Here is a 25,855-nt window from a genome sequence, read left to right as displayed (position 1 = left end):
ATCACTGCGCAGCCGCGAGGGTGGAGTCGAGCTTGCGCACCTCGGGCATGACCTCGGCCGCGAACAACTCGAGGGAACGATCCACCTCGTCATGTGCCACACCGGGAAAGCCCATCTGCAGCAACCAATTCTGAATGCCATGCGATCTGGTCAGCCGCATCATCTTCTCGGTCACACTCGCCGCCGAGCCGATCATCAGGTGATCGCGCTCCATCAGCAGATCGAACGGATCCATCTCTTTGAACCGCGGATCTTCCGGATCCTCGTCGGCGTCGAGCCACACCCCGATGCCACGGACCCGGCATACGAACTCGAAGAACTCCACCACACTCGCCTCGGTGACCCGACGCGCCTGCTCATCGGTCTCGGCGACGTAGCACAGTCGCAGCACCCCGACATCCTCCCCCAGGTCCGGCGTCGCGCCGGTGACAGCCGCCTTCTCCGCCCGAAAGAGGTCGAGCAGATTGCGCAGCACCTGACCGGTCGGATACCAGGTAATCGGCTTGAGACCCTTCTGCGCCGCACCACGGAACCCCTCCACCGACTCGGTCACCGCGAACAGCGGCGGCATCGGCTGTTGGAACGGCTGCGGCGTCATCCCGAACGCCTTCAGATAGCCCTGCTCGTCGACCCAGCCCTCCGGCATCGGCGCCCCCGGCGAGTGAATGAACTTCGTCCGCGGCTCCGGGAACGTGTACCGCTCTCCCGACCAACTGAACAGATCCTCCGTCCAGATCCTGCGGACGATCTCCAGGTTCTCCTCGAAGATCGCCCGGCTGTTGTCCGAACCATTCCACCGATTCGCTGCAGGATTGAGGTTCATCACCTCGATCGGCAGGATCCCGCGACCGAACGCCACATCCAACCGGCCCTCGCTGAAATGATCAAGCAACGCAAGATCCTCCGCCACCCGCAACGGATGCCACAACGTCAACGACACCGCAGCCATCCCGAACCGGATCCGGTTCGTCCGAGCGGCCAGATCCGTCGCCAACATGATCGGATTCGGGCTCGCATCCGTCCCATCTGTGTCGAAATGATGCTCACCCAACCAAATCCGGTCAAACCCCAACTCGTCCGCCGTCACGGCATGACGCCGCGTCGCCTCCAGCACCTCATGCCAGGACAACTCGCCCGAACGATTCGTCAACGCATACAGCAGATCGATTTTCATTTCACTCCAAAGTTCATTGGTTCTCGCCCATATTTCGGACAAGGACCGCATTGCTGTCCAAGCCCGTACCCGAAGGCCGACCTTGGGGGTACAACCGTTCAGGTGATGCCCATCACATGAGAATCGCTGCAGCCACGCCTCGGTGCCAGCGGGAAATTACCTATTCGCTACCTATTGGCCGTACCCACGTACTACGTAGGTGGGCATGTGAGAGTGGGTGCCGTGGTATGCCCAGGTCGCCGGAAGCCGAGTGCTTTGACTGCTGGCTGGTTCAACGACTCGATGGGAAGCCCGGGCGGACCCTCGGGGCCACTCTCACGTCCTGCGCGGCCGGCTGACAACCCGCGCACCGGCACTTCGGACCAGCCACTTAGGTCACACACGGTGCGGACATGGTGCCGCTGTCAGCGCGTCGATTGGGATCACCAAAGACGCGCACTCGCCGTGCGGACGGTCCGTTCTCGGATCAGCCCCAGCTCGGACGAGAAGGTGGCTCAGCGGCCGGGTTTCTGTTCGTGGACCCACGCGGCAAGTTGCGTACGCGAGGTGAAGCCGAGTTTGACGAGGGAGTGCTCGACGTGACCTTCGACGGTGCGTTGGGAAATTACAAGCCGGTCGGCAATTGCCCTGTTACTCAGTCCTTCGGCGACCAGTTCAGCCACTTGTTGCTCGCGTCGGGTGAGGCTGAGGGCCTCGCCACTCGTCGCGGGCACCTCGGCCCGCGTTTCTTCACCCAAGGCGTAGGCAACCGCCTCGTCCGCGCTCAGTGCTGCGCCTCGATTCATTGCGGCCTCAAATGCTCTTTCACCGAGAGAGGTTCGAGCGTGCTGCCGCGACTTCTCGTGCAAAGTGGCAGTGTTTGTCAGAGCGGGTGCGCGACCACCGGTAGCGCTGAACAGTACGTCCGCAGCGCCCAGCAGCACCGTGGACCGTTCCGGCCTCTGTTCGACGTCGGTCCACGCAAATTGCTCGAGCGCCCAGGCGTAGCTCAGCTGACTTCCCACCATCCGGGACAACCGCAGACCATCCTCGAGGAGCGCGGTTCCACGCTCACGTTCTCCGTGCTGCCACATCGCGAAACCATAGTCACACAACGCCATTGCTCGCCATATTCTTTCCTCCCGCGACTCGGTAAGCGCGATGAGCTCCTCGTAGCTCTCTGTAGCTCGCTGGATGTCGCCGGTCATCTCGAAGGCGAGCGCCAGCCAGACCAGTGCCGGCACCAGCTGGTTGAGATCGCCTTCGGGACGGAAGACGTTGATCGCGTTCTCGAGGCTGGCGATACCTGTCCGAAGCTCTCCGTTGGAAACGGCGAGGCACCCCTCCGCGAAGGCGACCAACGCATCGAGGTCGGCATCCCCAACCCGGGCAGCCAGCAGTCGTGCCTGGTCCGTCGATACGGTGCCGGCGGCAACGTCGCCCTGCAACGCGGCCAGCATGCTGCTGGTGCACAAAGCCTCGATCCGGTCGAAGGGTTGCTGACCTTCCCGACTTGTGAGTGCACGATCGAGCCAGTGACGGCCTTCGCTGAACAATCCTCGCACGAACCAGAATTGATACATCGCGGTGACGATGCGCATGCCCGCTTCTGCCTCGCCGTCTTCGCTGAGGCAGAACTCCATGGCGTCGCGCAGATTCGGCTGCTCACGCTCCAGTCTGGCGATCCACTCCACCTGCAGCGGACCGATCCATTCGGTCTTCGCGCGGAGCACGAGTTGCTCGTACCAATCTCTATGCCTTTTTCGAAGCTCCCAGTATCCGCCGGCTTCGTATAATTTCTCTCGTCCGTATTCACGAATCGTGTCCAGCAGTCGATACCGCACCACCGACCCGACCTCTTCGCGGATCAAGACCGACTTATCGATCAGAGACGTGAGCAGATCGAGTAACTCTCCGTCAGGCGGGTCCGCGGCGAGGACCCCCTCGGCGGCGTCGAGCTCAAAACCGCCGGCGAACACCGCCAGCCGAGCCCATAACCACTGTTCCTGCGACGAGCACAGGTCATAGCTCCAGTCGATGCACAACCTCAAGGTCTGCTGCCTCGTCGGTGTTCCTCTGCCGCCTAGGGTGAGAAGTCGGAGTCTGTCGCCGAGGCGCTCCCTTATCTGCTCGACCGACATCGCCCGCAATCGTGCCGCCGCCAGTTCGATCGGCAAGGGCAGGCCTTCCAGACGCCGGCAGATTTCAGCCACCGCGCCCATGTTGTCCTCGGTGAGCCTGAAACCCGGCACTGCGGCGCCCGCACGCTGCTCGAACAGGGTCACCGCGTCATATCGGGAAATCTCGCGTAGCGTCGCCGTCGATCGCGTCAGCTCCGGCAGCGACAGCGGGGGTACTCGAACCACTACCTCCCCACGAATGTCGAGAGACGCACGGCTCGTGGCGAGGATGTGGACACCCGGGCACGTCCGCAGTACGACCTGTGCAACACCTGCAACTGCCTCGATTAGATGCTCGCAATTGTCCAGGACTAACAGGATCCGTTTTTCCGCCAGCTGTTCGGTGAGCACAGTCATGGGCGGCCGGACGGAGTGATCCTGTAAACCCAGCGCACCCGACACAGCCTGTCCGAGCAGGTCCCCGTCGTGTAGTTCACCCAGTTCGACGAACCAGACACCGTCGTCGTATGTCCTACGCGAAACGTCGCCGATCCGCAGGGCGAGCCGGGTCTTGCCCACGCCGCCGGCGCCGATGAGAGTTACCAGCCGCGATCCGGACAGCAGCTGGCGGGTGTCTGCCAGCTCGTGCCGACGGCCGACGAAGCTGGTCAGGTCCAGTGGAAGATTTCCGGATTTGCCTCGCCTCGACTTGGCATGCACGCCGATGTCCGCGGGGGGCTCACTTTCGGGCATGGTCGCATCCAATATCGAACCGGCACATTACGCAGGAGGCTGATTTGACGGGCGCGTCCGATGCGCCGAGCCGATCGGCCAATCCGAAAGAAGTCGGCCGTACAGTCATGCGCCACCTCTTGACAAATCGTGCCCGCTATACGATGTACGTTCTACAGCCTGGTGACGGCGAGTTCAACTCCCCTGGCCCGCTCGACTGCGGGCGTCACCGCGGTGATGGCCAGTCCCGCGAGATTCACGCTTCGACCCGGTCGTCGGATGCGGCGAGGGAGTTCCCTCGTGAACGGATTATCCGTTCCGATTCCAACGGTCGGCCAGCCGGGCTGTTGCTCAGCCGAAGGCGGTGATACCTCGCTCCCTCACGGGTGTCGCCGGGCACAGGTCGGGGAGGTCGTGGCCCATCCGGTCCCGTTTGGTCTGTAGGTAACCGAGATTGTGGTTGTTCGGCCGCGGCAGTAGGGGAACACGTGCTGCGACCTCGATGCCTGCATCCTGCAGACAGGTCACCTTCTGCGGATTGTTCGTCAGCAATCGCACCGACCCGATACCCAGATCTCGCACGATCTGCGCAGCCGTCCCGTAGTGCCGGGCATCAATCGGCAGACCGAGATCCAGATTTGCGTCGACGGTGTCCCGGCCGAAGTCCTGCAGACTGTAGGCCTGCAGCTTCGCCGCCAGTCCGATGCCGCGCCCTTCGTGCCCACGCAGGTAGATCACGACACCGCGGCCTTCACATCTGATCCGCTCCATCGCTTCGGTCAGTTGCGGCCCACAATCGCAGCGACACGATCCGAAGACGTCACCGGTCAGGCACTCCGAATGCACTCGTGTCAGCACCGGGGCGGCATCGGAGATGTCGCCGTGCACCAGCGCGATGTGCTCGGTGCCGTCGGTTTCCACGCGATATCCGAAGGCAGTGAAGTCGCCGTGCCGTGTCGGCAGCCGGGTCGCGGCGACCCTCTCCACGAGCAACTCGTGCCGGCGCCGGTATCCCACCACACTGTCGATGGAGATCATCGCCAGACCGTGGGTGTCAGCGAAGTCCCGCAGCTCAGGAGCCCGTTTCATGGTGCCGTCGTCGTTGACGACCTCCACCAGCACACCCGCCGGAGCCAACCCCGCCATCGTGGCCAGATCCACTGCGGCCTCGGTATGGCCGCGCCGCACCAACACCCCGCCCTCGCTGTAGCGAAGCGGGAAGACGTGACCGGGCCGCGTCAGATCCGACGGCACCGAACCCGCACCGGCAAGCACCCGAGCAGTCCGTGCACGATCGGCCGCAGAGATCCCCGTGCTCACACCGTCGGCCGCGTCCACTGACACCGTGTACGCCGTGCGCATCCGGTCCTGGTTGTGCGGGGTCATCAACGGAATGTCCAGCCGGTCGAGCATCTGAGGCGCCATCGGCACACAGATCACCCCACTGGAATACCGAATGGTGAACGCCATCAGCTCCGGTGTGGCCTTCTCCGCGGCGAAGATGATGTCACCTTCGTTCTCCCGGTCCTCGTCGTCGACCACCACGACCGCCTTACCGGCCGCGATGTCGGCGATTGCCCGCTCCACACTGTCCAGACGGACTCTGTCGCTCATGGGAGTGCTCCTGCCTTCTCAATGGGAGGTGCGGGACGCTCTGGGAAGGGCGTCCCGCACCCGTCAATCTCTTTCCAGAATGAGTGCGTTTGCCATGCCGCCCGCCTCGCATACCGTCTGCAACCCGCGTCGCTGGTCGGCGTCTTCCATCGCATGCAGCATCGTCGTCAGCAACCGGCAACCAGTCGCTCCGAGCGGATGACCGAGGGCGATCGCTCCCCCTCGCGGATTCAGGCGGTCGATGTCGACCTCGAGATCCGACTGCCACGCCAGCGGCACGGAGGCGAAGGCCTCGTTGACCTCGAAGTGATCGATCTGATCGATCGCCAGGCTGGTCCGGGCCAGGATCTCCCGTGTCGCCGCGATCGGCGCCGTCAGCATCATCAACGGATCGTCACCGCAGGCGTAGAAGGACCGGAGTCGGGCCCGGGGACGCCAGCCCATTCGCCTGGCCGCCCGTTCGCTGGCGATCAGCACCGCGCTGGCGCCGTCGGTCAATTGGGACGAGTTCGCCGGCGTGACGTGCCATCGCAATTCCGGGAACCGTTCGGCGTACTCCTCGGTGCGGAAGGACGGTGTCAGCGCCCCGATCGAGTCGAGGGTGGTACCGGGACGAATGGTCTCGTCCCGGTTCACCGTCTCCTCCGTGGCCGGCACGCGAATGGGCACGATCTCGCGCGCGAAAGCGTTGGCGGAGTCCGCCCGCGCCGCGAGTTGATGTGAACGCGCGGCGAACTCGTCGAGTTGTTTCCGGTCGAGATTCCACCGGTGCGCGATGAGTTCGGCTGCGACACCCTGGGGTAGCAGTCCCGGAGCGTACCGCTCGTTCACCGAGGGACCGTAGATGTCAGCACCCTGACGATTCGATCCCATCGGCACACGGCTCATCGACTCGACGCCGGCCGCGATCACGATGTCGTAGGACCCCGCCATCACGCCTTGCGCCGCAAACTGCAACGCCTGCTGACCGGAGCCGCACTTGCGCTCGATGGTCACGGACGGCACCTGCTCCGGCAGCCCCGCCGCCAGCCACGCCATCCGCCCGATGTTGCCGGACTGCTCGGAGGACTGCGTGACACACCCGACCAGTAGATCGTCGACCTCGCCGGGATCCACCGCCGTTCGCTCCACCAGCGCGGAAACCACCTGCGCCAGCAGCTCGACCGGATGAACACCGGCCAGTGCGCCAGCCGGGCGGGCTCGGCCCATCGGCGACCGGACCGCGTCGATGACGACCGCGGAGTTCATGCCGCGCTCCCACTGGTTCGCCGCATGGTGCTCACCATCGGGTAACGACCAGTTTCTGATCGGTGAAGAAATCCAACGGCGCAGCACCACACACATGCGAATCACCGTAGAACGAGGCACCGTACCCGCCCATCGTCACATTCGCCGGCGGCGCCGGAAACGCATTGACACCCACATTGCCGGCCCGGATACCCCGCTCGAACTCCGCCGCCACCGCACCAGAGCTGGTGAACACCGCTGCAGCGTTACCGAACTCGGTGTCATTCGACAACGCGATCGCCTCCGCCAGCGTATCCACCCGATGCACATTGATCACCGGACCGAACAACTCCCGACCCTCCACCCCGTGCCGCGGATCCAGATCGGCCACGACGGTCGGCCCGATGAAATAGCCGTTCTCCGACCCCACCCCACCCACCGGCTTCACGTTCCGACCATCGAGAACGAACGTCGCACCCAGATCCTCCGCCTCCCCCAGCGCCGCCAGGATCCGCACCTTGCTCTCGGCGCTGACGACCGGGCCCATCGTCACACCCTCGTCCATACCGTCACCGACCACCAACTGATCGGCCAACGCCACCACCCGGTCCATCAGATCGCCGTAGACATCACCAACCACCACCACCCGACTCCCCGCCAGGCACCGCTGACCCGCCATCCCATAGGACGAGGACACGATCCCGGCCGCCGCCCTATCGAGATCCGCATCCGCGGCCACCACGATCGGATTCTTCGCACCACCATTGGCCTGCACCCGCTTCCCGGCCGCTGCCGCCGCCCCGTAGATCGCCCGCGCCGTCGGCGACGACGTGATGCACGAGACCGCCACCACCGACGGGTGGGCGATCAGGTGCTTGACCACATCCGCCCGGCCGTGCACCAAGTTCAGCACCCCATCCGGCAGACCCGCCTGCTGCAGCAACCGAATCGCCGCGGTGGACGCGAGCGGATCCTGCTCGGACGCCTTGATGATCAAGGTATTACCCGTGACCAGAGCCCACGCCGAGAACTGCACCGTGTTCATCACCGGGAAGTTCGACGGCGTCACCGCCACACACACCCCCAACGGCTCCCGCACCCGCCGCGCATCCACACCAGTGGTGACGTTCACGGCGTCGCTGTGATACAGCATCGGAGCGGCAATCGCCGTCTCCAAGAAATCGACCGCCCGCCCCACCTCACCGCGCGCCTCATCCAACGTCTTACCCTGATCGATCGTGATCGTGCGCGCCAACGACTCGACACTGTCCTCGAGGATCACCTTCATCCGATACAAAAACCGCACCCGCTCCGACAACGGCCGCGAACCCCAGTCGGCGAAGGCACGAGACGCAGCCACCACGGCCGCCTCCGCATCCTCGATCGTCGCCGGCACCAACTCCGTAATCACCCGCCCCGTCGCAGGATTGAACACATCGATCGCATCCACTCCCGACCCCGGCACCCACCGACCACCAATCAAACACGCAGCCATCAAATCCACATCGGCGATTGTCACTATTCAAACCCTCACTACTCGAAAATCGTTGGTAGGTGCCGCCGACTCGACGAACACGTATGGACGGTTCGGCCCCGAGAAGCCGATGAGTTGCTATGACGTCGGCGTCAGTGTTCGGTCGACACCGTAGGTAACACCGAGTTCGCCGCCCACATCGTGGGCTTTGAGGCGCGGAAGCACCTCGGAGGCGAGCAGTTCGAAGTTTCGGGATGACACTTCGGGCGCCATGCCGCCGAAGGACGGTGCGATCAGGACCCCGCCCGCGTCCAGTCGATCGACATACTCGAGAATCCGGTCGACGACCTGATCCGGCGTTCCCCACACCTGGAGATCGGCGAGGAAGTCACAGAAGCCGTCGACTCCGTGCTTCTCGATGTTGCGGCTCAGCCCGGCGTAGTACTCGTAGCCTTCAATTTTCGCGAAGCCGACGTTGTCGAATTCGTAATGCTCGACGGTCGACTCGGCGTAGCGCCGGAGGTACACATCGCGCATCTGCCGGGCCTCGGCTTCTGTCTCTCCTACTCCGACGAAGACGCAGATGATCGGCTTTGCCGGCTCCTCGCCGTTGATCTCGAGGTAACGGGCACGGTAGTCGCGCATCTCGGCTTCGGCTTTGTCCCAAGGCTTCTGCGCGATGACCATCAGCCCGACCTGCAGGCTTGCCATGAGGTCGATTGATTGCGGAGACACCGCCGATGCGAAGGTGCGACCGCGGAACGACGCATACGGCGCGGGGCGCAGGTCCATGGCCGGCTGTTTGTACAGTTCGCCGTCGGCTTCGATGACGCCGGACTCGAGACCGTTCAGGATCGCTTCGGCATACTCCGCGAAGAGCCTGCGGGACTTGCCCATCTCCACCCGGAAGCCGTCGAACTCTACCCGGCCGAGCCCTCGGCCGATGCCGAGCATCGAGCGGCCACCCGAGAGATGGTCGAGCAGGATGAAGTTCTCGGCGGTCCGAACCGGGTCCTGCCAGGGAAGGACGGACACCATCGTCCCCAGTTTGACCGTGGATGTCTTGGCCGCAAGCCACGAGAGGAACTGCGGGACATCGGGTGTCATGCCGTAGGCAGTGAAGTGATGTTCTGGCGTCCATACCGAATCGAAGCCGGCGGACTCTGCCCGCAGCGCGAGATCCAGCTCGTTGCGGTAGGTCTCCGCGTCCGAGACGTTTCCGTCGATGTTCTGAAATACGAGAGTGATGCCGGTGTGCATCTCTCCTCCTTCGTCGAGTAGTGCAATCGGTCCTACCGACCGGTTGGTACGTAGTGTAGCGGCCGAAACCTCGGGGCGCCAGAGGCAAATCGCCGTCGAATCAGCTGATTCGTGGGACCGCGCCCGGAATCACCCAGCGGGTCTGCCGCACAGCAGATCGGCGGCCTTCTCACCGATCATCACGGTCGCAGCATTCGTGTTACACGAGACGATGCTCGGCATGACTGACGCATCTGCGACGCGCAACCCGTCGACGCCGCGCACCCGAAGGTGCGGATCGACCACCGCCGTCGCGTCAGTGCCCATGCGACAGGTTCCCGAAAGGTGAAAGAAGCTGCTGACACTGTCGTGGATCGCCTTCTCCAACTCCGGGCGGTCGAGGCGAAGTAGTGCGGAGGCGTCGGAAGTGCCACCCCATGCGTCGAATGCGCTCGTCTCGGCGAGTGTGTTCACCACCTCGATTCCGGCGATGAGCTGTTCGATGTCGTATGGGTCGCTGAGGTATTTCGGATCGATCAGCAGCGGCGCTTCCGGGTCGGAAGACGCCATGCGAATGCTTCCGCGGCTTCGCGGGCGCATGTGCCCGATCCCGAAGGTGTAACTGTTCTCGGCTGGCCGTTGCCACGGCGTGTGGTAGTCGACCTGGATCTGCACGATTTGCAGCTCCGGCCGGGTTTGAGACGGGTTCGTCTTCGCGAACAGCGTCGACTCGGCGTAGTTGCCACTCGGTGGGGGCAGCTGTCGATCCGCGCGCATCCGGACTCCCGCCAGCAAGATGTGGTCCTGCAGGTTCAGGCCGACCTCCGGCGACTCGATCACCGGTTGCACGCCGACCGACTCGAGGTCTCGGACCGGTCCGACGCCCGAATGCAGCAGCAGCCGCACGGAATCGACTGCACCGGCGCACAAGACAACGTCGCCGGCCGCCGCGGACCGGATCGAGTGACCGTCCCAGGTGTACTCCACCCCGCGACAGCGATCGCCCACGATGACGAGGCGTCGACAGATCGCCCCGGTGCGAACTGTCAGATTTGTCCGGCCGCGAGCCGGCCTGAGGTAGGCGCTCGCGGTGCTCTGTCGCCTGTTCCCGCTGATCAGCAGCTCATGGCACGCTGCCCCGAGTAACTCGCCACTGTTGAGGTCTGCTGCGACAGCGTGCTGCGCCTGCCGCGCGGCCTCGACGTGGGCGAGTGACAACGGGTGGGGCGAGTCGATCGGCCGCGGCGCCAGTGGTCCGCCCCGACCCCGGAATCGGGGGTCGCCGTCGGGGACGTCCTCGGAGCGCATGAAGTAGGGCAACACCGAGTCGTAGTCCCAACCCTCAGCGCCCTCCGCGGCCCACGAGTCGTAGTCGACTCGGTGTCCCCGCAGGTGCGCCATGACGTTGATCGAGCCCGAGCCGCCCAGGACCTTGCCGCGGGTCGCGGGGACCGTCCGCCCGAGAGCCTTCTGCGGAACGGTCGCGTAGTTCCAATCCAGCTCGCTGCCAGCCAAACTCGGCCAGGCACCTGGGTTCTCGATTTCTGGTCGTCGCTCGGAGCCGCCGGCCTCCAGGAGCAGGACACGGACCTCGGGATCCTCGGTGAGTCGCGCAGCAATGATGCACCCGGCGGTTCCGCCGCCGACGACGATGTAGTCGTAGGTGTCCACGATGCTCTACCGCCCGACCCCGACCGGCTGCACCGCGCCCGCCGTCACGGTATTCGCGTTCGGAACGTCACCGAGTAGTTCTGCTGGCATGATCGAATCCTCAATGTCGTACGGATAGAGTGGTTCTCATCGTTCTCGAGAACGGACACCGATCTCGGATATCTCGGGGAACGACCGCCCGGAGTCACTGATTCAGGCTGGAGCGCGTCCGGTGAGTGAGGCTTCTCGACAACAGAGGAACGCCTTCCAGCCAGGAAGCGTGCCGCCGGCTCAACAGATAAACGAAGTTCGTCTGCGCTTACATACTAACCGGGCGGTACGTAACGTTGTGAGATGACGTTACCGCACTACACGTCAGGGGGTCAAGAGATCGCGACGATACCGCTGGGACCGCGGTTCACCCGGATGCCGCGAACCCGCTGCGTCACGGTAGGCGCTAAACGAGCACGGCCTCCACGAAGGGGCATTCGTGGAGGCCGGGTGGTCGAAGAGTGCAGCTCAGGCGTCCGCCGGTCGCTCGATCAGTCCGTCGATGAGGATGTCGGCGTAGATGGTGCCGATTTCGCGGGGGGTTACCGAGCCCTTCAGGTCCAGCCAGACGTGTGTCCACGCCCCCATGCCGATGATCCCGAATGCCACCAGTCGTGCCGGGCCCTTCTGTCGGAACACACCCTCCTGCATGCCGCGCTCGATCACGTCGACGAAGAAGCGCTCGAACTCGTCACGCTTCTGCTGGATCTCGGCGAAGACATCAGTGGGCAAGAACTTCCGTTCCTGCATGAACACCGTGATCTCCGCCTTGTAGATCGACATCGGTTCGAGTAAAGCCTCGGTGATCAGTCGTCGCAGGATCTGATCCGGACTCTGTTCCTTGTCCGCCATGACGCTGCGCGCACGCCCGAGCTGATAGTTGATGAACTCGTCGTGCACCCGGTAGAGCAGGTCTTCTTTGCTCTGAAAATGGTGATAAAAGGCGCCCTTGGTCAGCTCCGCCGCATCGACGATGCTCTGGACAGACGTTGCCGCGTATCCGTTCCGCTCGAAAAGTTCGACCGCGTTCTCGAGCAGGGCACGCCGAGCTCCCTCGGGGTCGCGGACCCTACGGCCACTCGTCTTGCCACTCGAAACCTTCGGCCTCGCCACGAAACTTCCTCCCTGGCTGTTCAGCCCGCCGTCCATCTCGAACACTCTGTCCGGAGCGGGTAGGCGCGATGCTACGGCACGTCCAGTACACCCACGGCTCGTCGGCGTACCGATCAAGTATACATTCGTACCAGTCGGCATGCTATGCGCGCCCGGCCAACCTATGGAGAGGCTTCGGGGCCGGGGAGATCCCGAAGGATCTGGACTGCCGTCATCGCGGTGGGCCAGCCGGAGTAGAACGCGAGGTGAGTGGCGACTTCCACGAGTTCTTCGACTGTGAGGCCGTTGTCCAGTGCCCTCCGCAGATGGAAGGGCAGCTGCTCGGAGCGGTAGAGCGCGATCAAGGCAGCGACGGTGATGAGGCTTCGGTCTCGAGGTGTCAGTTCACGACGTTCCCAGATGTCGCCGAACAAGGTGTCGTCGGTGAGTTCGGCCAGCTTCGGAGCGAACGAACCGAGTGCCCGTCGGGCGGGGCCGGGCATATCGGGCATAATTGTTCCTTCGAGGTACTTGGGGCCGCGGTGTCGCCGGGTGTCCCGTGTTCATCTACGCCGGCGCAGTGCGCAGTGCGTTCGTCAGCGAGGCACCTTCCCTGGACAGCCAGGTGCTGACCGTGTCCGTGAGGTGGTCGAGTTCGGAGTCCACGACGTAGAGACTCCGAGTGGGCACGACGGCACCCAGTTCGACCAGCAGCGGTCGGAGGTGGACCTCGCCGGCCATGGCATGGTGTGGGGCACCGCCCACCATCACGGGCACCGCTACGACGCCGTCGAGTGAGACGAAGCCGAAACGGTCGAAGAAGGATTTGAGCAGGCCCGTGTAGGTCGCCTTGTAGGTCGGCGAGACCACGATGAGGGTGTCGACTCCGCTGACGAGCTCCATGTCCCGTTGCACCGTCGCGGAGTCGGGGTCCAGAACGTCCCCGCCGTGCATCGCCAGATCGACGACAGGACCGACCCTGCCTCCGACCGCATCGGCAACTTGACGGCCTACCTCCAGTGCGACGGTTGCCGTCCGCGATGCCGGCCGCGGGTTTCCGACCAGAACGCCGACTGTGATGTCGCTGTGCGCCATGGACTCTCCTCGATTGATCGTCAGCGAGTATCGGTTCATACCTGCGATCCGACGGCCGTGAAGAATTCCCGGCGTGCATAGGCCAACGCATGGCAATCCTCGCGCACTCCCCCGTCGACCACGGCACCGACCACGATCGTGTGATCGCCGGCCTCGACCATCTGCTCGACCCGGCACACTGCGAACGCCGCGGTGTTCTCCGCGAGCACCGGCCCGCCCAGTCCTCCGTCCGGGGCCGACCATGCATGTCCGTCGAACTTCGAGTCCGACTTGACCGCGAAGGCCAGCGCGACGCTCTCGTGGCCGTCGGCGATGTAGTTGACGGTGAAGGATCCCGACGAACGCACCGCCTGCAGGGTGTTCGACCCGTGGTCGAGGCATGCGAGGACGAGCGGGGGATCCAGCGAGACAGAGCACACCGCGGACATCGTCAGACCCTGGTGCCTGCCGTCGTCACCGGTGGCAGTGACGACTGTGGCGGGGCCTGGTGCATACGCCATGATGTCTTTGAACTTGCCCAAGTCGATCATTGTTCGTTTCTCCTAGCTCGATCGGGATGACGTGGTGCGGCCCGCGGCGCGAATCGCGTCCTGGACACCGGGGTTGTACGCACTGGCTGCCTGAGCCCAGGACTCGAATCCCACCGTCACGTCGAAGGAATTCTCGGCGGCGAGATTCACGGCTTGTTTCATGTCGCGAGCGAGCGACGGCTGCAGATCAGCGACCGAATGTGCGAGAGTCAAAGCTTCTCCGAGCGGGTCATCGGCGTAGACGTCTGCGAGTCCCTCGTCATGGGCCTGCACGCCGTCGAGTGTCCGGCCGAGGAGAACCGTGCGTAGTGCACGTCCCCGCCCCAGCTTCTGCGTCAGGAAATAGGTGCATCCGCCTCCCGGATGCAAGCCCATTTTCGCAAAGGTGGCGCCGAATCTGGCGTTCGGCCCCGCGATGGTGATGTCGCATGCCAACGCGAGATTCAACCCAGCACCGATCGCGTGACCGTTGACGGCGGAAACCGTGGGGTATGGGAGCTCCCGCAGCCACAGGAAGCTCTCGTAGTACGACAGTTGACGGGCCCGCATGCTCGACGGGGTCGCGCCGTTCACGCCGAAGATCGCCATGAGATCCGCCCCGGCACAGAAGGAGGTCCCGGATCCGGTCACCACCAGGCACCGCGTTTCAGTGTCGGTGGACAGCTGGTCCGCCGCTTCGAGTAGCTCGAGGCGCATGGCGGGGCCGATGGCGTTCCGCTTCTCCGGGTCGTCGAGTACGAGAACCCGGATGCCGTCGTCGTGGCGCTCGATGCGGATTTTATCGAATTCTGTCATTTCCCAGTCCTTCTGCGAGGTTCCGGTCGACACCGATGAACGTGGTCCGACCGTCGGCGTTCGTTACCGACTCAGGCTGCGTCGGGACGTACCGCGACGGCTTCGATCTGAACACGCAGGTTCGAGGCGATACCGAGGACGAACGTCGACCGTGCCGGGTATGGTCCCTCACCGAAAGCGCCCTTGTACGCATCGAGGAACTCGAAGCGATGTGCCTCGTCCTGCAGGTAGCAGGTGGTCTTGACGACGTCTCGCAGTGTGAGGCCTGCGTCCGCCAAGATCGTGGCGACGTTCTCGAGGCAGATCCGGGTCTCGTCGGCGATCGATTCCGCCTCCTTACGTCTCGCCATGGTCTCGGGGTCGATCGCCAGGCCCGCGGCATAGACGAACACGTCGGTCGCGGTACCGGACGACAGCCCCTGCGGGCTGAAATCTCCCAGGTCGGTTGGATTCAAGTAGTCGATCATTTCGACCTCGTCTTTCGTTTGTACGGTCTGGTTGCAGTCATCACGCATTGCGTAAATCGACGGTCCGGGTCTCACCGAGTGCGCTGACAGAAAGCGCGGCCACGATGCACAGCGCGGAGATCATCACGGAAACCGCGATGCTGCCCGGGCCTCCCGGCGCGATGAAGGTTGCAGCGAGGAGCGGGCCGAGGCCGCCACCGATCATGCCGGCAAATTGGTAGCACAGGGATACGCCCGTGTAGCGGGACGCCGTCGGGAACAGCTCCGCGAGCAGTGCGGGGACCGGGCCGTTCGCCGCCGCGTTGAGCACGGTCATGCTGATGACATACGAGAGCAGGATCAGTGGGAAGCTTCCCGACGTCACCAATGGGAACATCGCGAACGCGTGGATCGCCGTGAGCAGGGCTGCGGTGACGTAGACCGGTCGCCGGCCGTATCGGTCGGAGAGCCACGCGAACAACGGGACAGTGAGAAGCATGCCCGCCGTACCGATCATCATCGCGTTGAGCAGCGTCTGGCGCGGGATCCCGAAGTCCTTGTGCGCGTAAGTCACCAGCAGTGACGTCGCCACTGCGTACGCCATGAACGGTCCAGCGTAGACGCCGATTCCGAGCAGCACGCGACCCCGGCGTTCCCGAAGTAGCGCGAACAGCGGCGCGCGGCGCGGCTCCTCTTCGTTACGCTCCTTCTTCTCGGCCAGCAGGACGGGACTCTCGCGTACGCCGACCCGGATGTACATGCCGATTCCGACGAGGACGACCGTCACGAGGAAGGGTAGACGCCAACCCCAGGACAGGAACTGGTCCTCGGAGAGCCCGCCCAGCGCCGCGAACGCAACGAAGGACAGCAGGAGTCCGGCCGAGGCTCCCATCTGGGTTGCGCTGCCGTAGAAGCCGCGGGACTTCGTGTTCGCATGTTCGACAGCCATCAAGACGGCGCCGCCCCATTCACCGCCGACGGCGATTCCCTGTATGAGACGGAGGGCCACGAGCAGGGTCGGGGCGAGCACGCCGATCTTGTCGGGTGTCGGCAGCAATCCGATCGATACGGTTGCCACCCCCATGATGCTCAGGGTCCAGATGAGCGAGGATTTCCTGCCGAACCGGTCGCCGAAGTGGCCGAAGATGATTCCACCGAGCGGGCGGGCGAGGTATCCGACGGCGAGCGTGCCGAACGAGGCGATGAGCGCCACGGCCGGCGACGATCCCGCGAAGAACACCGGGGCGAACACCAGGCTTGCCGCGGTCGCGTAGATGAGGAAGTCGTAGTACTCGATCGTGCTGCCGATCGCGCTGGCGATATAGACGCGGCGCCGTTGGCGAACAAGATCGTCGTTGGGCCTGTCCGTAGTTGCCCTTGGGGAGGAAGTGCCGTCAAGAGTGCTCATTGCGGTCTCCGGATTCGGGGCGGGGGGTGGATCGCTGGTGATCACATCGGCCCGCTGAGTGGGGGCTATTTCGGGAGAATGATGTCGAGTGGCCGGTTGTAGAGGATGTCCTCGACCACGTCGTGTGGGATCGGGAGTGGCATGTCGAGTTCCGAGATCGCCAGGAACTGATCGGCGGACTCTTTCGGGCAGAATGACGGGAAGTCGGAGCCGAACACAAGGCGGTCGGTGACATGGCCCTCGATGGCGAGTCGGAGCCCGTTGTAGAGCTGCCAGGTCTTCACCGGTAGCGTCGATACGTCGGCGAAGACGTTGCGGTTCTTCATCATCAGCTCGACCGTCTCGTTCATCCACGGCTTCCCGAAGTGGGCAACGAGGATGTTCATATCCCGGAACTCGCGGGCGACCTTGTCCAGAAACATGGGGTACGCGTATTCGTTGCACCCGTCGGGCGCGAACACGCTCGCCTGGTGGAACATGAGGAAGATGCCGAGATCAGCGGCAGCGCGATAGACCTCGTAGGCCTCGTCGCAGTGCGGATGGAAACCCTGATACGGCGGTGAGAGTTTCACCCCGTGAAGGCCGTATTCGCGTACGGCGCGGCGGAGTTCGTCCGCCGCGCCGGGCTGGGTCGGGTCGACGCTGCCGACCCCGATCGCCCGTTCCCGGTTGGCGTCGAGGTACTCGCCGACATAGTCGTTCGGCACCTTCATTCCGATCCGGGCAACCTGCAGGCCGAGGACCAGGAACCTCTCGACACCGGACGCCGCCATCACCCGGGTGTGCTCGGCGAGGTCCGCGCGGCCGAAGCCTGGCCGCCCGACGAGCTCGGTTCCTCGGTCGGTCCATACCGGGCCCAGATGTTCGGGTAAGTAGATGTGTGTGTGCCAGTCGGTGAACGGACGGTCGGGCATCGCGGCTACCCCTGTCTCTTCGGCCGGAGCGCGACGGCGTCGATCTCGACGCGGCAGTCGCCGGCGATGCCGACGACGAGCGTCGTGCGCGCCGGGTACGGGCCTTCGCCGAAGACCTCGGTGTACGCGGTCCAGAACTCCTTGCGATACGAATCGTCGGCCAGGTAACACGTCGTCTTCACCACGTCCCCGAGCGTGCAGCCGACAGTCTCGAGGATCCCCTGGATCTCCTCCAGCGCTACCTTCGTCTCGTTCGCGATGGTGTCGGCCTCCGGCTTACGCGCCAGCGTCTCCAGATCCAGCGCCATCCCGCCGCAGAACACGTAGTCCTTGGTCGCCACACCCGGATTCATTCCGAATCGAGGGTAGGGAAGGTTGCCTGGGTTGAGGTATTCCGTCATGAGTATTCCTTCTGTGGGATCCGGTGGATCAGTTCGCGGCGACAGCCGTAGAATCGAGCGTGCGGAGTTCCGGCATGCACTCGCTGGCGAAGAGTTTCAGCGATCTGTCGATGTCGTCGTGTGCGATGCCCGGCACGCCCATCTGCAACAGCCAGTTCTGGATGCCGTGCGACTTCGTCATCCGCGTCATCTTCTCGAGCACGGTGTCCGGCGAACCGATGAAGAGGTGATCACGATCGAACATGAGATCCCAGGGGGCCATCGCCTTGTACTTGGGATCGTTCGGGTCCTCGTCGGCGTCGAGGAAGACCCCGATACCGCGAACCCGGCAGATAAGTTCGAAGAACTCCACCACCGCCGGCTCAGCGATGCGACGCGCCTCCTCGTCCGTGTCCGCGACGTATGCCATGCGCAGCACGGCCACATCCTCACCGAGTGCCGGGGTGACGCCGGTGACCTTGGCCCGCTCGTCGCGGTAGAGCTCGCAGAGGTTGTGGAGAATCCGACCGGTGGGGTACCAGGTGATCGGCTTCATACCTTTCTGAGCGGCGCGCCGGAAGCCCTCGACAGTCTCGGTGACCGCGAACAGCGGCGGCATCGGCTGCTGGTACGGCTGCGGAGTGATCCCGAACGCTTGAAGCATGCCGTCATCGCCGACCCAGCCTTCCGGATCGGGCGCACCGGGCGAGTGGATGAACTTCGTCCCCGGCTCCGGGAATGTGTAGCGCGGCCCCTTCCAACGGAACTGGCGGTCGGTCCAGATCCCCTTCACGATCGCGAGGTTTTCGTCGAAGATCCCGTAACTGTTCTCGCTGCCGTTCCAGCGGTTTGCCTCGGGATTGAGATTCATCACCTCGATCGGCAGAATTCCCCGACCGAACGCCACATCGAGGCGACCGTCACTGAAGTGGTCCAGGATGGCGAGATCCTCCGCCACCCTCAGCGGATGCCACAGGGTCAGCGATACCGCCGCCATCCCGAACCGGATGCGGCTCGTCCGAGCGGCCAGATCCGTCGCCAGCATGATCGGATTCGGGCTCGCATCGGTCCCGTCGACATCGAAGTGATGCTCCCCCAACCAAATACGGTCATATCCGAGCTCGTCCGCCATCACGGCATGTCGCCGCGTCGCCTCCAGCACCTCATGCCAGGACAACTCGCCCGAACGATTCGTCAACGCATACAGCAAATCCAGTTTCATACTTCACTCCAAGTCTCTGTGGCCGAACGCCGCTTCCCGACGAGAACGACCGTCGTTTCTTCAACCGGTTTTCGAGGGCCGACATCACACCGCACCCTTCCGTGACGACCATCACACGAGGGTCCCTGCGGACCAGCCCCGATGCCAGCGGGAAACTACCTATCCACTACCTGTGCACTACGTATCTGCCATGACCGCCTTCAGCCATGACTGCGACCTCCGCAGCACGGCAATACCTGTCCCGTGACATATGCCGCCTGGTCGGAGCCCAACCAAGCGACGGCTTCGGCGATATCGATGGGCCTGCCCGGGCGTTGCAGCGGAATGCGCGAGATGATGCGGTCACGCACCCTCGCGGGTACCGCGTCGGTCATGTCGGTGGCGATGAAGCCCGGTGCCACGGCGTTGACGCGCAAGCGCGGCGCGTGGCTCAACGCCAGTGACCGGGTCAGGCCGACTACGCCGCCCTTGGAGATGGCGTAGTTGAACTGGCCGACGTTGCCGAGGTATGCGCGTGAGCTGATATTGACCACCGCGCCACCATCGACGATCTCGTCGGCCAGTTCGGACGTCAACTCGAAGGTCGCGCCCAGGTTGATTCGATTGACGAGTCGGAAGTTCGGTTCGGTCATGTCGCCGATCAGAGCATCGCGCGTGATACCGGCATTGTTCACCAGCAAGGTCGGCTGCCCCTCTTCGGACCGTATTGCGGAGCGAATCTGCGCACGGCCCTCCGGATCGGCGATGTCGGCCTTCACTGGCGTGGCATCAATCGATGCTGCGCTGTCCCCGACCGTCGGATCCACGTCTACCAGGACCAGGCGGTAGCCGTCCTTCGTCAGGCGCCGGGCAATTTCGAAGCCGATACCCCGGGCCGCGCCTGTGACCACTGCAATCTTCATGGCAGAGCTGCTCCTAAATGTTCGTCGCCGAGTACGAAGGCTTGACCGTTGGCCCCGCGAGTGGCGACGAGGAGATCCACCGCGTCGGCAACCGACTTCGGTTCCACATCGTCGGCCACGGCGACGACCGTCGAGTAGCCGTTGTGTTTTCGGCGCTCGAGCGCGAGTGCGCGTGCACCGCTGAGTAGGCCGGCTGCGACAGCCGCGTCCAGCGGTTCGGTTCGTCCCAGCAGTGCGGCCGAGCGCACGACGTAGACCACTGCACCACCTGCCGCGACTGTCTCCCGGGTCATGTCGAACGCCTGAGCCAGTTCGTCCTCGGTCTCCGCCCATACACGAAGACCGGTCCGTGCGACGAATACGAGACCGTCACGGGGGTCTTTTCCCGCAGGGCCGGCGCCGGTCAACACCTCATTGAGTTGCGGGTCGTCCGCGCGGACCCTCATACCTTCGCCTCCCGCTTCACCAATGCCACCACTTCTCCTTCTTGTACGACGACATCGTGCTGGTTGAGAACCTGCACGTGCTGGACCATGACGCCACGGTCGGGTTTCGACGTGGGAGTCAGCTCCACGACCTCGTTGGCCGCGCGGATCGTGTCGCCGATGAGCACCGGACGCACGAAGCGCCAGCGACGGATCTCGGCGAACGCCACCAGGGTGTCGTCGAAGATTCCGAGCCGGCCCCGAAGGCCTGTCACGATCGACAGAACGAGCGCTCCGTGAGCGATCCGTTCGCCGAACTGACTCTCGCGCATAGTTTGCGCATCAGTGTGCAGCGTATGAAAATCACCGGACACTCCGGCGAAGTTGACCACGTCCGCCTCCGTCACAGTGCGACGCGGAGTCTCGAACGTCATTCCGATTTCCACGTCGTCGAACCACAGTCCGGCCATGGGACACCTTTCGAGAATTCATTTGCGGAACTCCGACTCGAAGCAGTTTGCCGAGCGGCTACCGTTCACGGAAACTTAGTACCGCCCGGTCGGTACGTCAAGCGTCAAGATGCACTCACGTGGCAGATCTCGGTACCTGCACCGAATTAGCCACCAGCATTGCGTATACCGCCCACTTTTGCCATAGTGCGTAATCAAGACATGCGGCGGTCAACATCGACCAACATTCCAACCGGTTTGCAGACGGACATGCAGGCACCGGGACCCAACGTCGACGCAACACCCGAAACCGACTCAGCCACAACCGAAGGGATTCTCCAATGAGAGATCCGCGACTGGTTCCGCCCATCGCGTCGGACCCACACGACATGGACGACTTACGCGCCGAAGTCCGGCAATTCGTCGACGCTCAGTTCGCTGATGGGCGCATCACTCCGCGGATCGACAGCTGGCTCACCGGCTGGCACGAGGACTTCTCGCGCGCACTCGCCGACCGGGGATGGGTCGGCATGACGATCCCAATCGAGTACGGTGGCCGCGGTTGCAGCCACCTCGAACGTTTCGTCGTCACCGAGGAACTCCTCGCTGCAGGCGCCCCGGTCGCCGCGCACTGGATCGCCGACCGCCAGATTGCACCGTCACTCCTTTTGTACGGCAACGAATTTCAAAAACGGAAGTATCTACCCGAGATCGCCCGTGGCGAGTGCTACTTCGCCATCGGCATGAGTGAACCCGACTCCGGATCCGACCTCGCCAGCGTCCGCACCAAAGCCAGCCGCGTCGACGACGGCTGGGTCCTCAGCGGCACCAAGGTCTGGACGTCCGGCGCCCACCATGCCCACGCATTCATCTGCCTCGCCCGCACGACCCCCGTCGACCCCGCACATCGGCACGACGGACTGAGCCAGTTCATCGTCGATCTGCGGTCCCCGCGCGTCGACATCCGACCCATCGTCTCGATGCACGGTGGGCACCATTTCAACGAAGTCATCCTCAACGACGTCTTCGTCGCCGACGACATGGTCTTCGGCACCATCGGCAGCGGCTGGCAGCAGGTCACCTCGGAACTGAGCTTCGAACGCAGCGGACCCGAACGCTTCCTGTCCACATTTCCTCTCCTCGCCGACACCGCCGAACAGATGCGGACAGGGGCAGTACCCCGACACCCCGACCTAGGCCGGTATCTCGCCCGAACAATGGGGCTGCACCAGATGTCCACCGCGGTCGCCGGAGCCCTCGGACGCCACGAACCCGCCGACGTCGCCGCGGCCGTCGTCAAAGTCCTCGGAACCACCACCGAAGGCGACATCGCCGATTTTGCCGACGTCATCACCGGTGACGCCGGTCCGACCCCCCGCCGCTACCGGGCAATGATCGATGACGCCGCCGCCCAACGCCCCGGATTCACCCTTCGTGGCGGCACCAACGAAGTTCTGCGCGGCGTGATCGCGCGGGGATTGGGAATGCGCTGATGACGACACCAACCACTGTCGACCCCGATCTTGTGGCAATGATGTCTGCGGTCTTCGTCGCTTACCGCGACCAGAAGGAACCTGACGCCGGTACCGCTACGTGGGACCCAATCCTCTGGTCCCACCTCACCGATCTCGGCCTAACCCGCCTCACCGGATCAGAGGAATCCGGCGGCAGCGGAGCCGGATGGCTCGAAGCCGCGGAACTGCTCCGCGCCGCGACAGCCAACGGCGTCCGAATCCCGCTGGCCGAACACGACCTGCTCGCCGGCTGGCTGCTCGATACCGCCGCGCTTCCCGCAGACGACGCCCGCCGCACCGTCTGCCTGCTCGATCACACCGGAACTGCCCACCGGGTGCCCTGGGCCGCCCAATCCGACAAGATCGTCACGGTCTGGCGCGACACCCACACGTACGTTGTCGCCGACATCGAGACGAACATGCTCACCATCACGCCTGACGCCAACATCGCCGGCGAACCCAGGGACACCGTCACCATCGACAGCGCCCACTCGGGCACTCCGGTAGCTGACGCGGTCGTCGACCAACTACTCCTGCGCGGCGCACTGATCCGAGCCGTGCAGACGAGCGCCGCCCTCGACCGCATCCTCGACCTCTCAATCACGCACACCACCGAACGCACCCAGTTCGGGCGACCGCTCGCGAAGTTTCAGGCCATACAAAACCTCGTCGCCGATATCGCCGCCGAAGCCGCACTCGCCCGGGCCGCCACCGAAGCCGCCCTGAACGAAGCCGTCCGCACCGACTGGTCCGCACCGAACCTCGACGTCCTTGTCGCCGTTGCCCGTTCCTGCGCCGGGCACGCCGCCTCCATCGTCGTCCGTAATGCCCACCAGGTGCACGGAGCGATCGGCACCACCCGCGAGCACCGCCTGCACGAGTTCACCCAACCTGCCCTCGCGTGGCGCTCCGAGTTCGGCTCCCTCCACCACTGGGACGACATGCTCACAACCGCGTCCATCACGGCAGGCCGACAGAACCTGTGGTCCGTTGTCACCGCATGAGCTCTGGGCGTGTGTGGCCGATGAATCAACGAGGGTGCAATGACACACTTTATTATGCAAGGAATTACGGCAGTCTTCCGCGTTCTCGCGCACACTCTCGCTCCCGCGCGGGAGCTCGAGTTCTGGGCTGAGATGACGAGTCCGGCGTCCTCGCCTGAGCCCAGCAGACCGGTCCACGCCCTTGACAGAATCGACATGAGAAACGCCGGCGGATACACAACGGGAGACGCACGATGAGTTGCGGTCAAGACCTACCTCGCGAAGCGCGCGAACTCATCACCCTCGCTCGGATGTGGATTCCCTACGGAGGAGTTCCTGCAGAGCTGGTCTTCCAGACTTTCGGAATCGCCGAGCACCAGTTCGTCGACAGGCTATGGGCGGCAGTCCAGGATGCGCGCTGCGACCCACACCTCGTCCGTGCGCTTTCGTCCGTCTATCCGCGCCGTCGGTCACCCTGGGCAGCACCCACAACGCGCGGTAGCTCACCGGTCTGAGCAGCAGACACCGCCCCACATACTGCCGATCCGCACTATTCGAGGCAACTGCAGCACCACGGGGTGCTTTGTCCACACGTTCTGCTCATCTCCACTAGCTGTTTCGACAAGACCGGGAGACGGGAGTGTTGCGCAGGTGGTTCTCGACTGCATCCGGCGATTTTCCGCCCGCTCGGTCAGGAGGTACGAACCATGCGTCGGCGTTGGGGCTATCGATAAGGGGGCTCGGACTTGGTGGGGTTCTCGGCCGCGGCGACGAACCCGAAGCGGTACAACGTGCCTTTCGCCAGGAACTGCAACCCGTGGGCTCGTCGGCATTCGTCCTGTTGGCATTCGCGCATGTGGCGGAAAGCGTGGTTGTGCTGTAGAACTACAAACAGCGAGACCGGTTTGTGACATGAACCACATCTAAACGTTACTTTGCGACACCACTACACAGACATGAACAACAGTTCCGGGGGGAGCGGATCCGCGCAGATGGATCCGGGTTCGGGAACGGTAAGGACACCACATGCTGTTGCCGATGGCACCGACCGATTCACTGTTTCTTCTCGGCGAGTCCCGCGAGCATCCGATGCACGTCGGCGGCCTGGCAGTGTTCACGCCACCCGAGGGGGCGTCGGCGGCCGATGTTCGTGCGATGTTCGATGCCGCGCTGGTCGGTGACCAGGTGGCGGCGCCGTTCCGCAAGCGGGCCCGCCGTTCGGTGACGTCACTCGGCCAGTGGGGCTGGGACACCCTCCCGCACCACGAGGTCGACCTGGAACATCACGTGCGCCGGGACGCCCTGCCTCAGCCGGGCGGGATGGCCGAACTGATGACCCTGGTGTCGAGGCTGCACGGCACCCTGCTCGACCGCAGCCGCCCCTTGTGGGAGATGCACCTGATCGAGGGACTCGCCGACGGCCGCTACGCGATCTACACCAAGATCCACCACGCGCTCGCCGACGGCGCATCCGCGATGAGGCTTCTCCGCGACAGCATGAGCGAGGACCCCCACCGCCGGAACATGCCCACCCCCTGGCAACCCCGCAACCCGCTGTCGGCCGTCCCGGACGTGGGCGTCGCGGTTTCGGGAGGGCTCGGCTCGGCACTGCCCGCGATGGCGTGGGACGCTGCCCGCGCCGCGGTCGGCGAGGTGGCCGGACTGCTGCCCGCAGCGGTCGGCACCGTGGATCGTGCCCTGCACGGCAAGGGTGGTGCGGTGTCGCTGACCGCACCGCATACCCTGTTCAACGTGCCGATCAGCGGAGCCCGGCACGTCGCCGCCCGGTCCTTCCCCCTCGAACGGATCCGCCTGCTGGCCAAGCACGCCGACGCCACCATCAACGACATCGTGCTCACGATGTGCGCGGGCACCCTCCGGGCCTACCTGCACACCCGCGACGCGTTGCCGGACAATCCCCTGATCGCGATGGTCCCCGTCTCCCTCCGCGCACCGAACACCGGGGCCGGCGGCAACCGGGTGGGAGTGCTCATGTGCAACCTGGCCACCCACCTCCCCGACCCCGCGCACCGCCTCGAGACCGTGCGCAACTGCATGAACGAGGGCAAGGCCGCCCTCCAGGCGATGAGTCCCGCCCAGGTGCTCGCGATGAGCGCTCTCGGCGCCGCCCCACTCGGAGTCGAGATGTTCCTCGGCCGGCGCGGCCCGCTGCGGCCCCCGTTCAACGTCGTCATCTCCAATGTTGCCGGCCCCCGAACCCCGTTGTACTGGAACGGGGCCCGACTCGAATCCCTCTACCCGCTCTCCATCCCCACCACCGGGCAGGCACTCAACATCACCTGCACCAGCAGCGACGACCAGATCGTCTTCGGCCTCACCGGCTGCCGCCGCACCGTCCCGGATCTGCACCCCATGCTCGATCAGCTCGACGCCGAACTCGATCTCCTCGAAACCGCTGTCGGACTGTGAGTCGGTAGGA

General features: G+C 64.3%; 23 protein-coding genes. 3 read left to right on the top strand and 20 right to left on the bottom strand.

From position 1 onward, the window contains the following. Position 1: 1 nt before the first annotated feature. The 20 genes from WKC72_RS08065 to WKC72_RS07970 form a co-directional block, all read right to left on the bottom strand. On the bottom strand, positions 2-1,225 hold the full coding sequence (locus WKC72_RS08065; protein ID WP_370182247.1) for an LLM class flavin-dependent oxidoreductase: 1,224 nt from the start codon (positions 1,223-1,225) through the stop codon (positions 2-4). 443 nt (positions 1,226-1,668) lie between these two features. Further along, the gene (locus tag WKC72_RS08060; RefSeq protein WP_128641021.1) at positions 1,669-4,026 is read right to left on the bottom strand and encodes a LuxR C-terminal-related transcriptional regulator; all 2,358 of its coding nucleotides are present in this window, start codon (positions 4,024-4,026) and stop codon (positions 1,669-1,671) included. Between the two features lie 330 nt (positions 4,027-4,356). Continuing rightward, entirely contained in the window at positions 4,357-5,619 is a 1,263-nt protein-coding gene (locus WKC72_RS08055; protein ID WP_128641020.1) for a bifunctional 3,4-dihydroxy-2-butanone-4-phosphate synthase/GTP cyclohydrolase II, read from the bottom strand. Between the two features lie 63 nt (positions 5,620-5,682). Then, entirely contained in the window at positions 5,683-6,867 is a 1,185-nt protein-coding gene (locus WKC72_RS08050; protein WP_128641019.1) for a thiolase family protein, read from the bottom strand. 31 nt (positions 6,868-6,898) lie between these two features. Beyond that, the gene (locus tag WKC72_RS08045) at positions 6,899-8,341 is read right to left on the bottom strand and encodes an aldehyde dehydrogenase family protein (RefSeq protein ID WP_370184285.1); all 1,443 of its coding nucleotides are present in this window, start codon (positions 8,339-8,341) and stop codon (positions 6,899-6,901) included. A gap of 117 nt (positions 8,342-8,458) precedes the next feature. Further along, on the bottom strand, positions 8,459-9,580 hold the full coding sequence (locus WKC72_RS08040; protein WP_005567537.1) for an LLM class flavin-dependent oxidoreductase: 1,122 nt from the start codon (positions 9,578-9,580) through the stop codon (positions 8,459-8,461). 129 nt (positions 9,581-9,709) lie between these two features. Continuing rightward, a complete protein-coding gene (locus WKC72_RS08035) occupies positions 9,710-11,230 on the bottom strand; it encodes a GMC family oxidoreductase (protein WP_128641018.1) in 1,521 nt (506 codons plus the stop codon). Between the two features lie 498 nt (positions 11,231-11,728). Then, on the bottom strand, positions 11,729-12,373 hold the full coding sequence (locus tag WKC72_RS08030; protein WP_235214631.1) for a TetR/AcrR family transcriptional regulator: 645 nt from the start codon (positions 12,371-12,373) through the stop codon (positions 11,729-11,731). Positions 12,374-12,534: 161 nt separating this feature from the next. Beyond that, positions 12,535-12,864: a carboxymuconolactone decarboxylase family protein gene (locus WKC72_RS08025; protein ID WP_370182246.1), complete on the bottom strand. Its 330-nt coding sequence runs from the start codon at positions 12,862-12,864 to the stop codon at positions 12,535-12,537. Positions 12,865-12,919: 55 nt separating this feature from the next. Beyond that, positions 12,920-13,447 carry an NADPH-dependent FMN reductase gene (locus tag WKC72_RS08020; RefSeq protein ID WP_128642313.1) on the bottom strand — a complete coding sequence of 176 codons (528 nt, stop codon included), beginning with the start codon at positions 13,445-13,447 and terminating at the stop codon, positions 12,920-12,922. Between the two features lie 35 nt (positions 13,448-13,482). Then, positions 13,483-13,977, bottom strand: coding sequence for a flavin reductase family protein (locus WKC72_RS08015; RefSeq protein WP_009475734.1), 495 nt, complete (start codon positions 13,975-13,977; stop codon positions 13,483-13,485). 12 nt (positions 13,978-13,989) lie between these two features. Next, a complete protein-coding gene (locus tag WKC72_RS08010; RefSeq protein ID WP_268789226.1) occupies positions 13,990-14,772 on the bottom strand; it encodes an enoyl-CoA hydratase-related protein in 783 nt (260 codons plus the stop codon). Positions 14,773-14,843: 71 nt separating this feature from the next. After that, positions 14,844-15,227, bottom strand: coding sequence for a RidA family protein (locus WKC72_RS08005; protein ID WP_235214630.1), 384 nt, complete (start codon positions 15,225-15,227; stop codon positions 14,844-14,846). A 52-nt stretch (positions 15,228-15,279) separates the two neighbouring features. Then, entirely contained in the window at positions 15,280-16,626 is a 1,347-nt protein-coding gene (locus WKC72_RS08000) for an MFS transporter (RefSeq protein WP_128641014.1), read from the bottom strand. A gap of 65 nt (positions 16,627-16,691) precedes the next feature. Continuing rightward, positions 16,692-17,540 carry an amidohydrolase family protein gene (locus WKC72_RS07995; protein ID WP_128641013.1) on the bottom strand — a complete coding sequence of 283 codons (849 nt, stop codon included), beginning with the start codon at positions 17,538-17,540 and terminating at the stop codon, positions 16,692-16,694. Positions 17,541-17,545: 5 nt separating this feature from the next. Then, positions 17,546-17,941, bottom strand: a complete 396-nt coding sequence (locus WKC72_RS07990) for a RidA family protein (protein ID WP_128641012.1) — start codon at positions 17,939-17,941, stop codon at positions 17,546-17,548. A 28-nt stretch (positions 17,942-17,969) separates the two neighbouring features. Next, on the bottom strand, positions 17,970-19,142 hold the full coding sequence (locus tag WKC72_RS07985) for an LLM class flavin-dependent oxidoreductase (protein ID WP_128641011.1): 1,173 nt from the start codon (positions 19,140-19,142) through the stop codon (positions 17,970-17,972). Between the two features lie 200 nt (positions 19,143-19,342). Continuing rightward, positions 19,343-20,044: an SDR family oxidoreductase gene (locus tag WKC72_RS07980; protein WP_009475742.1), complete on the bottom strand. Its 702-nt coding sequence runs from the start codon at positions 20,042-20,044 to the stop codon at positions 19,343-19,345. Further along, positions 20,041-20,490 carry a hypothetical protein gene (locus tag WKC72_RS07975; RefSeq protein ID WP_128641010.1) on the bottom strand — a complete coding sequence of 150 codons (450 nt, stop codon included), beginning with the start codon at positions 20,488-20,490 and terminating at the stop codon, positions 20,041-20,043. Before WKC72_RS07975 ends, WKC72_RS07980 begins: the two co-directional genes overlap by 4 nt. Beyond that, complete coding sequence (locus WKC72_RS07970) at positions 20,487-20,939, bottom strand: MaoC/PaaZ C-terminal domain-containing protein (RefSeq protein ID WP_128641009.1); 453 nt, start codon at positions 20,937-20,939, stop codon at positions 20,487-20,489. Before WKC72_RS07970 ends, WKC72_RS07975 begins: the two co-directional genes overlap by 4 nt. Before the next feature lie 320 nt (positions 20,940-21,259). Here WKC72_RS07970 and WKC72_RS07965 point away from each other — a divergent pair, with 320 nt between their 5' ends. The 3 genes from WKC72_RS07965 to WKC72_RS07955 all read left to right on the top strand — a co-directional run bounded on the left by WKC72_RS07965 (position 21,260) and on the right by WKC72_RS07955 (position 25,845). Further along, positions 21,260-22,411 carry an acyl-CoA dehydrogenase family protein gene (locus WKC72_RS07965; RefSeq protein WP_370182245.1) on the top strand — a complete coding sequence of 384 codons (1,152 nt, stop codon included), beginning with the start codon at positions 21,260-21,262 and terminating at the stop codon, positions 22,409-22,411. After that, positions 22,411-23,436 carry an acyl-CoA dehydrogenase family protein gene (locus tag WKC72_RS07960; RefSeq protein WP_370182244.1) on the top strand — a complete coding sequence of 342 codons (1,026 nt, stop codon included), beginning with the start codon at positions 22,411-22,413 and terminating at the stop codon, positions 23,434-23,436. Before WKC72_RS07965 ends, WKC72_RS07960 begins: the two co-directional genes overlap by 1 nt. A gap of 1,005 nt (positions 23,437-24,441) precedes the next feature. Continuing rightward, entirely contained in the window at positions 24,442-25,845 is a 1,404-nt protein-coding gene (locus WKC72_RS07955; protein WP_037229847.1) for a wax ester/triacylglycerol synthase family O-acyltransferase, read from the top strand. Positions 25,846-25,855: the final 10 nt, after the last annotated feature.

Source organism: Rhodococcus wratislaviensis, assembly GCF_041228765.1.
In the GTDB taxonomy this organism is placed as follows: Bacteria; Actinomycetota; Actinomycetes; order Mycobacteriales; family Mycobacteriaceae; genus Rhodococcus_F; species Rhodococcus_F wratislaviensis.
Note: the sequence above shows the minus strand (reverse complement) of the source record. Positions and strands in the feature narration are given on the sequence as shown.